Genomic DNA, 13,953 nt, shown 5'->3' with positions numbered 1-13,953 from the left:
GAGTTTGCTGTCGTCAAAAGTTTTATTTTGATGACAGTTTTTTTATTAAAAATGTTTATTGTATTTTGAGGAACAATAGGTATCTATAATGATTGATTTAACAATGTTTGTAACATGTTAACAGATTTTACAAAGACGGTAGCTAAATATATAATATGGTACATAGATGATGAAAGTGAGATGACATTATGGGACGTAAATGGAACAACATTAAAGAGAAAAAAGCCCAAAAAGATAAAAATACTAGTAGAATATATGCCAAATTTGGTAAAGAAATATATGTAGCTGCAAAGTCTGGTGAGCCTAATCCAGAGTCAAATCAAACTTTAAGATTAGTATTAGAACGTGCAAAAACATATTCAGTACCTAATCATATTATAGATAGAGCTATTGATAAGGCTAAAGGCGCTGGTGACGAAAACTACGATCACTTAAGATATGAAGGTTTTGGTCCGAATGGTTCAATGCTTATAGTTGACGCATTAACAAACAATGTAAATCGTACAGCATCAGATGTACGTGCTGCGTTCGGTAAGAATGGAGGAAATATGGGAGTATCTGGTTCAGTAGCTTATATGTTTGACCATACTGCAACCTTTGGTGTAGAAGGTAAATCTGTAGATGAAGTCTTAGAAACACTAATGGAGCAAGATATTGATGTAAGAGATGTAATTGATGACAATGGCTTGACTATTGTTTACGCAGAACCAGATCAATTTGCACAAGTTCAGGATGCATTACGTGAAGCTGGCGTTGAGGAATTTAAAGTAGCAGAGTTTGAAATGTTACCTCAAACTGATATTGAGTTGTCTGAAGAGGATCAAGCTATTTTTGAAAAATTAATCGATGCACTTGAAGACTTGGAAGATGTTCAAAATGTTTTCCATAATGTAGATTTAAAATAATGATGACTGCTAATGATTGGATAGACCGGTTGGAATTAATTTCGCATCCTGAAGGCGGATATTTTAAAGAAACAATGAGAGGCGACGGTAAAGGAAGAGCGTCTTTTAGCAGTATTTATTTTCTATTAACACAGCGCGATATATCACATTTTCATAGAATAGATGCAGATGAAGTATGGTATTATCATGCTGGTCAGACGTTGAAGATTCATATGATAACCCCTAAAGGTGAATATCATACTGTTAAATTAGGTAGAGATATAGATTGTGGTGAGTGTTTACAATATTGTGTGCCAAAAGGGACAATTTTTGCTTCTACTTTAGATAGTGCAGAGGGATATAGTCTAGTTGGATGTATGTGTCAACCTGGATTTGAATACGAGCATTTTGAACTTTTAACACAAGAATATTTGATTCGTCAATATCCACAATATGAAAGCATAATAAAAAGATTAGCTATATCTCAAGAAGATTAATAGAATATATAATAAGTATAAGAACCTGAGACATCGGTAATAGTCTCAGGTTTTTTGATATATTGACAGTCGATAACTAAATTAATATACGACTATTTCAAATTTTTTAGAACACAACATAGAGAATTTCACCGAGAAATTCAACAGGCAAAGCAGGTTGGGGTTCGGGATTCAGGACGTGGGGCAACGAATTCAATTTGAAATTTGACACGTGCACTCAGTTAATTAAATGAAGCCTAAGTTTTATTTAATTAACTTACCTTTTTAAATAACACATGGTTTTCAAGATGTACATGTTGGTGTGTTTGACGTTCGATATTTTGTAATCTTTGGTAAACAAGCTTCCATGTTCCACATGCTTCTTCTGGGGTTTGATAATCAGAGGTTAGTTGATTCATAACATTTAATAATTGCCCAGTATCTTCGTGGTCATTAATTAAATCTTCTAATATGATTTTAATGTTTTGTACATCTTGTCCTTGACTATATTGAATGAGTTTAGGAAAATCTTCCTCATCTTCTTTACGTATATGATCCAACATACTATCACGAAACTCGCGATATAAGTCTTGTAATTTTAATAAGTATGGGTGACTAGGACCATGTACTTTTGCCAATTTAGTCATGTAAGGTGTAAGATTCTTAAATTCTTCTTTAAGCGTTTCGTGATAAGCTGATTGTATATATTGTATAAGAGATTCAACATTTAAAAATTTAGGATTAATGGTACTGTTACCTTCTGTATTATCAATATGATTCAACTTATTTAATAAGGAATTTAAGTCAATATTTGGTTTATGATTGACAGCTGAAGCGATACTCTCTTGTCCGCCACAACAAAAATCTATTCCAGCATTTCTAAATATATCTGCACTTTTAGGATAATCTGTTACAACATCTGCAACAATATCTTCTTTTGTAATCATAAAAATTCCTCCTTAATATTTAGTATAAATGAAAAGTAAAAAATTGAATCAATCATAAAGATAAACTTCATAAAATATTCAAATAATAATAAAAAGGTTGCAATTCATAAATTTATCCTTTGAAATATAGGATAATAGCTATCATAATTAGAAAAGAGGGAGGAATGAATTATGCTAACTGAAAAAGAGCAAGATATTATCAAACAAACTGTACCATTATTACAAGATAAAGGAACTGAGATTACTTCAATTTTTTATCCTAAGATGTTTGAGGCTAACCCAGAATTATTAAACATGTTTAACCAAACAAACCAAAAGAAAGGTATGCAATCTGCTGCATTAGCACAAGCAGTACTAGCTGCAGCAATGAATATTAATAATTTAGGTGCAATTAAGCCAGCAATTATGCCTGTGGCACATAAGCACTGTGCTTTACAAGTTTATCCCGAACATTATCCAATTGTAGGTGAAAATTTACTTGCTGCAATTCAAGATGTGACAGGGTTAGAAAGTGACGACCCAGTAATTCAAACATGGGCAAAAGCGTATGGAGAAATTGCAGATGTATTTATCAAATTAGAGCAAGAAATTTACAACCATATGTTATGGAAAGGTTTTAAACCATTTAAAATCACAAACATTACACAAGAAACAAGTGACATCAAATCTTTCACAGTTGAATCTGAAGAATATGATTTAAGTCAATTCGAACCAGGTCAATACATTACCGTAGATGTTTCTAGTGAAAAGTTACCATATAGAGCTAAACGTCATTATTCAATCATAGATGGAGATGAAAATCACTTAGTATTTGGTGTCAAACGTGATGTGACTACTGAACATGAAGGTGAAGTTTCAACAATTTTACATGATGAAATATCAGAAGGTGACATGATTAATTTATCTGCTCCTGTAGGTGGCTTTTCAATAGAAAATACTGAAAGACCGCAATTGTTTATTGGTTCTGGCGTAGGTATGACACCATTAGTTTCAATGTTTAAAAAAGCTGCATCATTAAACGTTCCAACTCAAATGATTCAAGCGGTTGTGACAGAAGATGAACGACCATTTGCTCAAAAACTTGATAGCATTACAGATAATTATGAGCAAGCACAGCTACATTTACACGTGAAAGATAAAGAAGGTTATTTAGAAGCTAAAGAATTAGAACAATATTTAAGTGAACAGCCTGAAATTTATATTTGTGGTGGTACGAAATTCTTACATTCAATTATAAATTCTCTTAAAGAATTAAATTATGATATGAATCATGTTCATTTTGAAACATTTATTCCTCGTTTAAGTGTTCAAGTATAGTTTTAAAGAAGGTAATATAATGAAAATGAATCCAAGATATGTTAAAGTGTTTTTTCTATATTTAGTAAGCACATTTATTTCTAATCGCTTAACAACGAATAAATCTTTATGCAAAACATTAATGCAAGGCATTTTAGGTTATGGTTTATTTGCATTAGGATTAAAGTATTTAACTATTAAGAAAAAACAACATCAAGCGCAATAGAATTTTAATAATTGTTTTACCATTAATAAAATTGGTATTTTATCAAGCAACGAGCAACAGTGTTTATGACTCTGTCACTCGTTGCTTATTTTTATGTTCACATTTTTAAATTTCAATATTTATGTGTTAAAACCTAGTATTTCTATCTATTTTAAGTAAAATAAATCAATTTATAGTAAAATAGTCTTAATGATTTAATAAGAACATTTATGTAAACAGTATTTATCTGAGACTTAAGATGACATTGACATCCTAGTTTAATATAATAAAAGCAAGGAGTTGGTGACTGTGAAAGTAAAATATATAGACAAACGTCACTGGCGTCGCCTGGTAGAGAGAGAATATACAGAGGTTAAAGTTAATAATAATAGATTTAAAGGTATTATAGGCTTGGTCACGATGAAAAAGGTTCGTGAGCCTTTAGAGGTGACGGTAGTTGGACAAAACATAATAGTTGCAGATGACAATTATAAATGGTTACAGATACTACCGGATAAGAAGCGGTATAGTATGACTGTCATGTTTGATAATAAAGGGAATCCATTAGAATACTACTTTGACATTAATATAAAGAACATTACTCAAAAAGGAAATGCACGTACCATCGATTTATGTTTAGACGTTCTCGTTCTACCTAATGGTGAGTATGAACTTGTAGATGAAGATGATTTAATGTACGCACTACAAAATAAACAAATTTCAAAGAAGCAATATCATGAGGCATATATTATCGCCCATCAATTAATGATTGAAATAGAAGATAATTTTTCAGAAATACAAGATAAGGTTATGCGTTGTTATCATAAAATCAATCATAAAGCACAGAAAATGAAACATAAACGTCCCTATAAAGCTAAAAAGAAATCACACCGACGACATTAACAATTTTAATCAATTTATCGCTGATGGTAAGTTATGTCGTTTCACTAAGATTAAAGTAAAAACATATGTAGGGGGACGCTATGAAAATAGATGATTATCGTTTGCTCATTACTTTAGATGAGACAAAAACTTTACGCAAAGCAGCAGAAATTCTATATATTTCTCAACCTGCAGTTACTCAACGTTTAAAGGCAATTGAGGCTGCATTTGGAGTTGAGATTTTTATTCGTACAAAAAAACAGCTCATTACTACGACTGAAGGTTCAATGATTATTGAACATGCGCGTGATATGCTCAAACGTGAACGTTTATTTTTTGATAAAATACAAGCACATATTGGTGAAGTGAACGGTACAATTTCAATCGGTTGCTCTTCGCTTATTGGACAAACATTGCTTCCTGAAGTATTAAGTCTTTATAATTCGCAATTTCCCAATGTGGAGATACAGGTTCAAGTAGGATCTACTGAACAAATAAAAGCGCATCATCGAGACTACCATGTGATGATTACACGTGGAAATAAAGTAATGAATTTATCGAATACACATTTATTTAATGATGAACATTATTTTATATATCCTAAGGATCGTAAGGAAGATGTAACTAAACTGCCTTTTATTGAATTTCAAGCGGATCCAATTTATATTAACCAAATTAAACAATGGTATAACGATCATTTGGGACATGATTATCACGCGACAATCACAGTTGATCAAGTTGCCACATGTAAAGAAATGTTGCTTAGTGGTGTAGGGGTAACTATACTACCAAAAATTATGATGAAAAATATCGATAAGAACATGTTTGAATTTGAAAAAGTCACTATTGATAAAAAGCCACTTATTCGGTCAACATACATGAGTTATGACGCAAGTATGCTACAACTTCCTCAAGTAGACGCATTCGTAAATTTAATGTTGAACTTTATTAGATAATTGAGGCTTAATTCTGTTGTGTAACTGCAATCTAAAAATAGGATAGAGGTCGAGAAGATGTTTACAGCATTATTGCAAATAAAGAATTATAAATTGTTTGTGGTCAATATGTTGTTACTAGGTATGGGAATAGCAGTGACTGTACCTTATTTAATTTTATTTGCTACAAAAGATTTGGGGATGACGACAACACAATATGGACTGCTACTTGCACTTGCTGCGATAAGTCAGTTTATAGTCAATTCCATTATTGCAAGATTTTCTGATACACATCATCTTAATAGAAAGATTCTAATCATCACTGCTTTGTTTATGGGGGCAGTGAGCTTCTCAATTTATTTCTACGTTCATCAAATATGGTTATTCATCGTGTTATATGCGTTGTTTCAAGGATTATTTGCACCAGCAATGCCACAATTGTATGCCTCTGCCAGAGAATCAATCAATGCTTCAAGTTCACGTGATCGTGCTAAGTTTGCTAATACTGTTTTACGTTCAATGTTTTCACTTGGTTTTTTATTTGGGCCATTTATAGGTGCACAACTTATTGAGTTAAAAGGTTATTCTGGATTATTTGGTGGCACAATAGCTATTATTTTATTTACTTTAATTTTACAAGTGTTTTTTTATAAAAATTTACCGGTAAAAAATCAAATTTCTGAACAACAGCATATTGAGAAAATCGCACCAAATATGTTTAAAGATAAATCATTATTTATTCCATTTATAGCGTTTATATTACTTCATATTGGGCAATGGATGTATACGATGAATATGCCACTTTTTGTGACAGATTATTTAAATGAAAAGGAAAGATATGTAGGCTATTTAGCAAGTTTATGTGCAGGTTTAGAAGTGCCGTTTATGGTTATATTAGGTATATTATCAGCTAAATTGCCAACTCGAACTTTATTGATCATTGGCTCTGTATTTGGTGGCGCATTTTACTTTAGTATTGGTGTATTTAAAAATTTTCATATGATGCTTGTTGGGCAAATATGTTTAGCCATCTTTCTAGCAATATTACTAGGTCTTGGGATTAGTTATTTTCAAGATATTCTTCCTGATTTTCCAGGTTATGCATCAACACTTTTTGCCAATGCCATGGTAATAGGACAACTTGGTGGTAATTTGCTAGGTGGTGTGATGAGTCATTGGGTTGGTTTGGAAAATGTATTCTTTGTCTCAGCAAGTTCTATCTTCGTAGGGATGATACTCATCTTGTTTACGAAAGATCAAAAAATTACAATAGAAGATGTGGAGTAGATAGAGATGACAGCGATATTATGGATTTTAATTATTATAGCCTTTGCGTTAGCATTTATTGGTTTAATTAAACCGGTGATACCATCACTTTTAATGTTATGGATTGGTTTTTTAATTTATCAATTTGGTTTTCATGAGGGAAGATTATCGTGGATTTTTTATGTTGCAATGATTATCTTTACCATTATGATATTAGTAGCCGATTTTGTGATGAATAAATATTTCGTCAATCGCTTTGGAGGAAGTAAAATAGGTGAATACACAGCGCTCATAGGTGTGATTGTAGGTTGTTTCGTTTTTCCTCCCTTTGGTATTATCATTATTCCTTTTGTTGCTGTGTTCATTGTTGAATTGGTTCAAGGGTTTAACTTTCAACAAGCTATAAAGGTGAGTTTTGGCTCAGTGATTGCATTTTTAGCGAGTACAATTGCTCAAGGTCTAATAATGATTGTAATGGTTATTTGGTTCTTTTTAGATGTCTTTCTAATAAATTAAATTGAGATAAAATAAAGACTTGCACTCAAAATAAACGTTTTGAGTGTAAGTCTTTTTATATGCGTGTATTTGCTTCTTTATTATAAAAGTGATGATTCACATAAAATGAAATAGGGATGATTATTATCGCAATAATGATGAAAGTCCAATTACTAACTTTAATATATGGTCCAAACGCTAAAAATGATTGCGGTATAAAAAAAACATAAAAAAGAGTGATTAATAATAATGCGATGACACCATAGGTGAGCCACCAGGTCCAATAAGAGTTGTTAAAGCACTGTAATTGTACCGTTTTAAAGTTCATCCAAATAAATAAAAATATAATTACTAAACCAATAATGACAGTTAGGGGAAACGTATATAAATATAGTAAATTACTATCGCCCCCTATAAAAAAGCCAATCAATCCTTTGAGAAAACAAAAAATACCTATTAAAAGAATGAAGTTATGACTTATATATTTAAAAATGTTTTTAAATGTTTCATTTGGGAGTTCCCTTATCTCTTTTTTAGCATGTGCTTTAGGATCATGGTTGAAAAACTCCATCGCAAGCATTCCAGTATCACCTGCACGAATTAAGTGTTTCAAAGTACGGTTTAACATTAATTCTGAATCGTGAGGGTTAACTCGTAAGTCAGCACGCACATATGTCATGTAATTTTCAAATATTTCACGATCGGTATTGTTCAGTCGCAAAGCTTTGACATTATTCTCCTTTGTTAATTGCGCAGTGGATTTCATAATAAAATACTCCCTTAAATTTTAAATTCATAAATAAATACTACTTTAAAAAGGATAACTAAGTTAAAGTATCATTTAAAAACATGATGATTAGTATGATAAACACAATCATATCATAATTATCACATGTATATCATTACTCTTATACAAGTTCAAAAGGGCTATTAGACAAAATTATAGGAATTGTAAATCTTTTTTCTATTTCACACAAACGTCGTTTAATTTTGATAAAATAGCGCGAATGATATCATAACTAAAAAGATAACTTTAATAAAAGTAAAACTTTTATAAATAAAGAGTAAATAATTTACCATTAAATATATATGTTACTTTGTGAAATTAAATGTAATGAAATGATATTTTATGTTAAAAAATGATTAAATCAAAAAACCATGTTAAAATAAAGAGTATCGATAAGTAACTACAAAGGAGTCTATCATGAGAAAATGGTTAACCTTACTATTAATTACAACATTGGTGTTAACTGCATGTGGTAAAAGTAACGAAAAAGCTTCTTTAGAAAAAAGCATTGATCAGTTGAAAAAAGAAAATAAGGATTTAAAAAAACAGAAGAAAAAGTTACAAGAGCAAAAGGATAAGCTTAAACACAAACAGGATAGTCTCCAAGAAGATGTAAATGACTTGCCTGCTAAAAGCACATCCCGAGATAAGAAAAATAAAGATAATCATGATGCAAAAGAAAAGTCTTCAGATAATCAATCGACATCTGCTAATCATGATGATCAAACTAACAAAATAAAAAGCAATCAAGATGAACATGACAGTCAATCCTCTAAACCACATACACAGCAGAAGCCCTCACAGAATGATAGAAAAAATAATCATCGACAAGAACGATAGGTAGTTATTCCTAACGTTTAAATACGAAACGGGAAGGGTATTATATGTTGCGAATAGGTATTAGTGAGTTTAACAAACATTTAGATTGGAAGATAGCGAATAGTTGATAGCTTTAAGAGGAGAGAAGAACGATGCATGAACAAGATTTTAATATTCTAGAAGGTAAAAAGATGACATTAGTAGAATTAGGTCGTGAGTTAGAGAATCTAACTGGTCGTACTATTAAAGATACAACAAGTGATATTAAACGAGTCATTGCACATTTGCCTAACTTTGAATCAGATACAGATACATTTGTAGCAACATACCACCTTAATCATCAAAATGATTTTATTGATGCAACATTTGTTGCACCTAAAAATCAAAGTGATCGTTTGAAAGAAATACCGGTACACATTAAGTTGATTAGTTATATTTCTAAAAACTAATAAATATAAAAAAGAATATATGTTTAAATAACGCGATATGAGTAGAGTTAAAAACTTCATAACGCGTTAATTTTATATTAAAATATAGGCAAAATAAGCATTTTCGATTAAATGGAGTGTTTAAGATGGTTATTTATATTGAAACTGAACGTTTAAACTTAAGAGATTGGGAAACCAAAGATTTATTACCTTTTCAAAAAATGAATGCTAATGCGCAAGTACGTAGATACTTCCCTAGTTTACTTAGTTATCGTCGTTCTGAGATAGACATGGAAAATATGGATAGCATAATACAAGAGAGTGGCCTAGGTTTATTTGCTGTAGAGTTGAAAGAGACGGGAGAATGGTTAGGGTTTATAGGTGTGAATTACGTTTCAAAAGATAGCCATTACCCTTTTAAAGAGTTACCGTTTTATGAAATAGGTTGGAGGCTAATTCCAGAAGTATGGGGAAATGGTCTAGCTACAGAAGGGGCAGAAGCCGTAATGAAATATGCTAGAGATAAAGGAATTAAAGAATTATATAGTTTTACTTCTGAAAATAATTTGCCTTCTAGAAAAGTCATGGAAAAATTAGGAATGACTTTTTTAGACAATTTTGAATATCCGAATCTTAGTAAATACCATCCCCTTAAACGTCATGTAAGATATTATAAAGAGCTACTTCCTTCTTGAAAGGAAAGTTAGTAGTTCTTGTACAAATGAAATTGTGATTCATAAAAGCACCTTCACGGATGGGGATTTGTAGTTTTTGTATAATTGGAAATGATAATCCATATAATAAAAAACTTGAAAATAATAAGTCAATAATATAAACTACAAAGTTATTAAATAATAAATGATTATGTTTATTTGATACTTAATTTTAAGATAGATTTTAATAAACATGAAAGAGTTTAATAGTTTTATTGAAAAATACCCACAAATGTTTCTTTAGATGAAATCATTTGTGGGTTCTCTACCTTTTACTTTATTAATCGTATGTACGTACACCAAGTGGTTTGTAATGTTTAAGTCCTTCGATGAGTGATTCTTTAGTATCATATAAAGGTGCAAGCTTTTGATATTTCTCATCAATAAATCCTTCTTTAATCATATGGTCGATTAAGTGTTGTAGTGGCTCAAAGAATCCATTTAAATTAAATACACCTATAGGCTTTTGGTGTATACCAATTTGAGCCCAACTATACATTTCAAAAAATTCTTCTAATGAACCAGCACCGCCTGGAGCCATAATAAAAGCATCGGCAAGTTCAGTCATTTTATTTTTTCGTTCATGCATAGAATCTACTAATATAAGCTCACTTACTTTTTGGCTTGTTATTTCTCGTTCATCTAACATTTTAGGCATGACACCGATAGCTTTACCGCCATGCTCAAGTATGCCATCTTGAATAGCTCCCATAATGCCGACTGATCCTGCTCCGAATACAAGCTCGTATCCTTGTTCAGCCATATATTTTCCTAATTCGTATGCCTCTTTAACATAAGATGGGTTTTTCCCTTTACTTGCACCACAATAAACAGCAATTCTTTTCATAATATGCCTCCTATATTTGATTAATGATTTTTCTAAAAGCATGCTCGAATTTAAGTCTATCCTCTGTTGTGAAGGGAGGAGGGCCTTTGTGACGACCACCTCGTCTTCTTATTTGAGCATTTAGATATCTTTGATTTAATAAGCTTTGGATGTTGTTTGAGTGATAAATATTTCCTTTATGATGCATGACAGTATGTACTTTGTCTATCAGTAGACTAGCAAGTCCATAATCTTGTGTGATGACGATATCATTATTGCTAGCAAGTTCGACTATTTTATAGTCTACCGCATCGGGACCGTCATCAACGTATACAATTTTTACATGTTCGGGTTGTATTTGTTGTGAAAAATGGCTAAAACTTCTTAAAATTGTAACAAAAATGCCTGTCCCTTTCGTCAATTCAATGACAGAATTAACAACAGGACAAGCATCTCCATCTATAATTACGTTAGTCTTCATGGTTAAGAATGATTTGATTCCTTATGTTGTTTTACGACACTGTCAGCCACGTAATTTTCATATTTTTTAAATTCTTTTTTTCTAGCTTTCTCTGCTTCTTCACGCTGTTTTTGTTCTTCTTTATGACGTTTTTCAATATTCTTTTGAAGCTTTTTATCTAATTTTTTAATATCTTTACGATTATCTTTTTCTAGTTTTTCGCCTTTTTTCTCAATTTCGTGATCTATTTTACCAGGAGTTAAGCCAACTTGCTCTTCGTATTTTTGAGTTTTTTTCATGTCTTTAATACGTTGTTTCTGATTAGCTTCACGTTGTTTTTGTTCTTCTTTATGACGTTTCTCAATATTCTTTTGAAGCTTTTTGTCCATTTTGTCTGCTTCTTTACGATTTTGTTTAGCTAATTTTTCGCCTTTTTTCTCAATGTAGGCTGGATCATTTTCCTTCGCAATTTTCTTCAATTCACGCTTATTATCAAATTCTTGCTTTTTATCTCCTACGTACTCTTTGACATCTGAAGCTTTATTTGAAATTGCAGAAGTTGTTTTTGAAGTAGCTTTAGATGTAGCATTAGTTACTTTCTGTACATCTGGATGTTCTTTAATACGCTTACGTTCAGTTACTAATGGTACGATAACGATTGGTAATACATTGATAAGTGTTTTAATGAGTTTCTTTTTGTCCATACACGTTGCCTCCATAACTTTTACTATTCTTTTTCATACCCTATGATACATGAAAATAAACGATTGATACTAGTTGAATGGTTGAAAATAAAATTTTCATATTAACATCATAAAGCGCTTTATTGTATAACAAAATTTTAAAATTTATGTTGAAAAAAATTTTAACTCGGGTTACTTTCTCAGTGGAGGCGATAATATGAAATATAAGATTGAAAAATTGGATGACAGTAGCGTCGTTTATATGAGAATGATAGGTACTTATCAAAGTGATAAAAACTTTGAAATGATGAAGACTTTTAAGCATTGGATTCAGACTAATCATTATTGGAAATATGTTGAGAAATACGGTGTGTTAGGTATAGCATTAGATAATCCTCTCCACGTTCAAAGTAATCAATGTAGATATGACGTTGTTTTGAGAATAGATGAAACAGTAAATGATCAGACAATATCTAAAAGAGATTTTACAGGTGGCATATATGCTGTGTTTAAAGTTAGTCATACAAAAATAAATATAGAGAAGTTCTTTAGCAATTTAGAAAATATTTTAAATGAAAGTCATTTGCGTATGAGAAATGAACCAATTATAGAGAGATACATTGAAGAAGAGGGAACAGATAAAGTGTGTGAAATGTTAGTGCCTATCTATGAAGTAAATTAAAAAACATAGACAATTTCGATAATTTTAGTATTCATACTAAAAACCTTTATAGCAACAAAACACATTTTATTTATAATAAAGAAAATATAAGTTTAATAAAAAAACTCCCACCTGTCTGGCGAGAGTTTAATGATTGGTAACTTTCATTACCTAGTAAAATCTGGAACATCTTACAATATTTCAATTTTATACGTAATGATGATAAACAAACTGAAGATAAGTTGATATACAATCATTTCTATAATATTGAAATAGACTAACGTATTTCATACGTGCGTTTTATTAAATTCCTTTGCCAATACCGAATCCGAAGTATAGGATTGCTATAAAAATAACTAAGACAATTCTATAAATAGCAAAAGGTACTAACTTAACTTTATTAATTAAGTGTAAGAATGTTTTAATTGCAATTAATCCAACAATAAATGCCGCTAAAAATCCTAAAATGTAGAATGGTATGTGTGCTAAATGAATATACTCATAATGTTTTAGTAAAGATAATCCACTTGCAGCTAACATAATTGGTACCGACATAATAAAAGTGAAATCAGATGCAGCTTTATGATTCAATTTCATAAGAACACCTGTTGAAATCGTTGAACCGGATCTACTAAATCCAGGCCACATAGCTATTGCTTGAGAGATACCAATGACAAATGCTTGGAAATAATTAATTTGATCTACTGTTTGAGGATGCTGAACAGTTTTAGAATACTTATCAGCTATAATCATATAAATGGCACCTATAAATAAACCAATTAAGACTGTTGGTACACTAAATAAGTATTTTTCAATTAAATCATCAAATAAAAATCCTAAAATCCCTGCTGGGACCATACCTACTAATACATGTATTAAATTCAGACGTCGTGGTTTTGAACGTCTGTCTCCCGAAGTGGAAGGTTCAGGTTTATGTTGGCCAATATGTAAAATTTCTAAGAAGCGTTCTCTAAATACCCAGGCGGCCGCAAATACTGAACCTAACTGTATAACAACTTTAAATGTGAATGCTGATTGAGAACCGAGAAAATTAGTTGACTTTAACCACATATCATCGACAAGTATCATGTGCCCAGTAGATGAAACAGGGGCGAATTCGGTAAGTCCTTCTACGATACCTAAGATGATGCCTTTTATTAATTCAAGTAAAAACATACTTTACCCACTTT

Annotated in this window: 18 protein-coding genes; 12 read left to right on the top strand and 6 right to left on the bottom strand. The window is 31.2% G+C overall.

Features of this window, described 5'->3' with window-relative positions:
- Positions 1-188: 188 nt before the first annotated feature.
- Both NST35_RS10305 and NST35_RS10300 read left to right on the top strand, forming a co-directional pair.
- Positions 189-905, top strand: a complete 717-nt coding sequence (locus tag NST35_RS10305) for a YebC/PmpR family DNA-binding transcriptional regulator (RefSeq protein ID WP_001832120.1) — start codon at positions 189-191, stop codon at positions 903-905.
- Positions 905-1,381 carry a cupin domain-containing protein gene (locus NST35_RS10300; protein ID WP_001832058.1) on the top strand — a complete coding sequence of 159 codons (477 nt, stop codon included), beginning with the start codon at positions 905-907 and terminating at the stop codon, positions 1,379-1,381. Before NST35_RS10305 ends, NST35_RS10300 begins: the two co-directional genes overlap by 1 nt.
- Before the next feature lie 251 nt (positions 1,382-1,632).
- Here NST35_RS10300 and scdA read toward each other — a convergent pair whose 3' ends face one another.
- Positions 1,633-2,307 (bottom strand): iron-sulfur cluster repair di-iron protein ScdA, encoded by a 675-nt coding sequence (scdA, locus tag NST35_RS10295; RefSeq protein WP_001832101.1) that lies wholly within the window; start codon positions 2,305-2,307, stop codon positions 1,633-1,635.
- 171 nt (positions 2,308-2,478) lie between these two features.
- Here scdA and NST35_RS10290 point away from each other — a divergent pair, with 171 nt between their 5' ends.
- The 6 genes from NST35_RS10290 to NST35_RS10265 all read left to right on the top strand — a co-directional run bounded on the left by NST35_RS10290 (position 2,479) and on the right by NST35_RS10265 (position 7,407).
- Positions 2,479-3,624 carry a globin domain-containing protein gene (locus tag NST35_RS10290; protein WP_001832143.1) on the top strand — a complete coding sequence of 382 codons (1,146 nt, stop codon included), beginning with the start codon at positions 2,479-2,481 and terminating at the stop codon, positions 3,622-3,624.
- A gap of 19 nt (positions 3,625-3,643) precedes the next feature.
- Complete coding sequence (locus NST35_RS10285) at positions 3,644-3,829, top strand: hypothetical protein (RefSeq protein WP_001832064.1); 186 nt, start codon at positions 3,644-3,646, stop codon at positions 3,827-3,829.
- A gap of 288 nt (positions 3,830-4,117) precedes the next feature.
- The gene (locus tag NST35_RS10280; protein ID WP_001832140.1) at positions 4,118-4,711 is read left to right on the top strand and encodes a DUF402 domain-containing protein; all 594 of its coding nucleotides are present in this window, start codon (positions 4,118-4,120) and stop codon (positions 4,709-4,711) included.
- An 80-nt stretch (positions 4,712-4,791) separates the two neighbouring features.
- A complete protein-coding gene (locus tag NST35_RS10275; RefSeq protein WP_001832044.1) occupies positions 4,792-5,646 on the top strand; it encodes a LysR family transcriptional regulator in 855 nt (284 codons plus the stop codon).
- 57 nt (positions 5,647-5,703) lie between these two features.
- The gene (locus NST35_RS10270) at positions 5,704-6,912 is read left to right on the top strand and encodes a sugar efflux transporter (protein ID WP_001832093.1); all 1,209 of its coding nucleotides are present in this window, start codon (positions 5,704-5,706) and stop codon (positions 6,910-6,912) included.
- 6 nt (positions 6,913-6,918) lie between these two features.
- Entirely contained in the window at positions 6,919-7,407 is a 489-nt protein-coding gene (locus NST35_RS10265; protein ID WP_001832028.1) for a DUF456 domain-containing protein, read from the top strand.
- Between the two features lie 55 nt (positions 7,408-7,462).
- Here NST35_RS10265 and NST35_RS10260 read toward each other — a convergent pair whose 3' ends face one another.
- Complete coding sequence (locus tag NST35_RS10260) at positions 7,463-8,152, bottom strand: DUF1129 family protein (RefSeq protein ID WP_001832056.1); 690 nt, start codon at positions 8,150-8,152, stop codon at positions 7,463-7,465.
- A 438-nt stretch (positions 8,153-8,590) separates the two neighbouring features.
- Here NST35_RS10260 and NST35_RS10255 point away from each other — a divergent pair, with 438 nt between their 5' ends.
- From NST35_RS10255 to NST35_RS10245, 3 genes are all read left to right on the top strand, one after another.
- The gene (locus NST35_RS10255; protein ID WP_001832142.1) at positions 8,591-9,013 is read left to right on the top strand and encodes an SA0632 family lipoprotein; all 423 of its coding nucleotides are present in this window, start codon (positions 8,591-8,593) and stop codon (positions 9,011-9,013) included.
- Positions 9,014-9,144: 131 nt separating this feature from the next.
- The gene (locus NST35_RS10250) at positions 9,145-9,441 is read left to right on the top strand and encodes a hypothetical protein (RefSeq protein WP_001832178.1); all 297 of its coding nucleotides are present in this window, start codon (positions 9,145-9,147) and stop codon (positions 9,439-9,441) included.
- A gap of 125 nt (positions 9,442-9,566) precedes the next feature.
- Positions 9,567-10,115: a GNAT family N-acetyltransferase gene (locus NST35_RS10245; protein WP_001832026.1), complete on the top strand. Its 549-nt coding sequence runs from the start codon at positions 9,567-9,569 to the stop codon at positions 10,113-10,115.
- A gap of 298 nt (positions 10,116-10,413) precedes the next feature.
- On the opposite strand, the gene NST35_RS10240 is transcribed toward NST35_RS10245, so the two are convergent.
- The 3 genes from NST35_RS10240 to NST35_RS10230 are packed head-to-tail and all read right to left on the bottom strand — an operon-like array spanning position 10,414 to position 12,123.
- Positions 10,414-10,980 (bottom strand): LOG family protein, encoded by a 567-nt coding sequence (locus tag NST35_RS10240; RefSeq protein ID WP_001832158.1) that lies wholly within the window; start codon positions 10,978-10,980, stop codon positions 10,414-10,416.
- Positions 10,981-10,990: 10 nt separating this feature from the next.
- The gene (locus tag NST35_RS10235) at positions 10,991-11,440 is read right to left on the bottom strand and encodes a YaiI/YqxD family protein (RefSeq protein WP_002438849.1); all 450 of its coding nucleotides are present in this window, start codon (positions 11,438-11,440) and stop codon (positions 10,991-10,993) included.
- 2 nt (positions 11,441-11,442) lie between these two features.
- A complete protein-coding gene (locus tag NST35_RS10230; protein WP_001832119.1) occupies positions 11,443-12,123 on the bottom strand; it encodes a hypothetical protein in 681 nt (226 codons plus the stop codon).
- Positions 12,124-12,319: 196 nt separating this feature from the next.
- On the opposite strand from NST35_RS10230, the gene NST35_RS10225 reads away from it, so the two are divergent.
- The gene (locus NST35_RS10225) at positions 12,320-12,784 is read left to right on the top strand and encodes a GyrI-like domain-containing protein (protein WP_001832179.1); all 465 of its coding nucleotides are present in this window, start codon (positions 12,320-12,322) and stop codon (positions 12,782-12,784) included.
- 282 nt (positions 12,785-13,066) lie between these two features.
- Here the strand turns inward: NST35_RS10225 and NST35_RS10220 are convergent, their stop codons facing one another.
- Positions 13,067-13,939: an undecaprenyl-diphosphate phosphatase gene (locus NST35_RS10220; protein WP_001832082.1), complete on the bottom strand. Its 873-nt coding sequence runs from the start codon at positions 13,937-13,939 to the stop codon at positions 13,067-13,069.
- Positions 13,940-13,953: the final 14 nt, after the last annotated feature.

It is taken from the genome of Staphylococcus sp. FSL W8-0304 (assembly GCF_038006565.1).
GTDB classification, from domain to species: Bacteria; Bacillota; Bacilli; order Staphylococcales; family Staphylococcaceae; genus Staphylococcus; species Staphylococcus epidermidis.
Note: the sequence above shows the minus strand (reverse complement) of the source record. Positions and strands in the feature narration are given on the sequence as shown.

Bases quoted from the DNA above. Each gene is read 5' to 3' on its own strand.
- NST35_RS10275 (WP_001832044.1), top strand. From the start codon at position 4,792: ATGAAAATAGATGATTATCGTTTGCTCATTACTTTAGATGAGACAAAA.
- NST35_RS10240 (WP_001832158.1), bottom strand. From the start codon at position 10,980: ATGAAAAGAATTGCTGTTTATTGTGGTGCAAGTAAAGGGAAAAACCCA.
- NST35_RS10305 (WP_001832120.1), top strand. From the start codon at position 189: ATGGGACGTAAATGGAACAACATTAAAGAGAAAAAAGCCCAAAAAGAT.
- NST35_RS10225 (WP_001832179.1), top strand. From the start codon at position 12,320: ATGAAATATAAGATTGAAAAATTGGATGACAGTAGCGTCGTTTATATG.
- NST35_RS10285 (WP_001832064.1), top strand. From the start codon at position 3,644: ATGAAAATGAATCCAAGATATGTTAAAGTGTTTTTTCTATATTTAGTA.
- NST35_RS10255 (WP_001832142.1), top strand. From the start codon at position 8,591: ATGAGAAAATGGTTAACCTTACTATTAATTACAACATTGGTGTTAACT.
- NST35_RS10230 (WP_001832119.1), bottom strand. From the start codon at position 12,123: ATGGACAAAAAGAAACTCATTAAAACACTTATCAATGTATTACCAATC.
- NST35_RS10245 (WP_001832026.1), top strand. From the start codon at position 9,567: ATGGTTATTTATATTGAAACTGAACGTTTAAACTTAAGAGATTGGGAA.
- NST35_RS10250 (WP_001832178.1), top strand. From the start codon at position 9,145: ATGCATGAACAAGATTTTAATATTCTAGAAGGTAAAAAGATGACATTA.
- NST35_RS10265 (WP_001832028.1), top strand. From the start codon at position 6,919: ATGACAGCGATATTATGGATTTTAATTATTATAGCCTTTGCGTTAGCA.
- NST35_RS10220 (WP_001832082.1), bottom strand. From the start codon at position 13,939: ATGTTTTTACTTGAATTAATAAAAGGCATCATCTTAGGTATCGTAGAA.
- NST35_RS10290 (WP_001832143.1), top strand. From the start codon at position 2,479: ATGCTAACTGAAAAAGAGCAAGATATTATCAAACAAACTGTACCATTA.
- NST35_RS10235 (WP_002438849.1), bottom strand. From the start codon at position 11,440: ATGAAGACTAACGTAATTATAGATGGAGATGCTTGTCCTGTTGTTAAT.
- NST35_RS10300 (WP_001832058.1), top strand. From the start codon at position 905: ATGATGACTGCTAATGATTGGATAGACCGGTTGGAATTAATTTCGCAT.
- NST35_RS10270 (WP_001832093.1), top strand. From the start codon at position 5,704: ATGTTTACAGCATTATTGCAAATAAAGAATTATAAATTGTTTGTGGTC.
- NST35_RS10260 (WP_001832056.1), bottom strand. From the start codon at position 8,152: ATGAAATCCACTGCGCAATTAACAAAGGAGAATAATGTCAAAGCTTTG.
- scdA (WP_001832101.1), bottom strand. From the start codon at position 2,307: ATGATTACAAAAGAAGATATTGTTGCAGATGTTGTAACAGATTATCCT.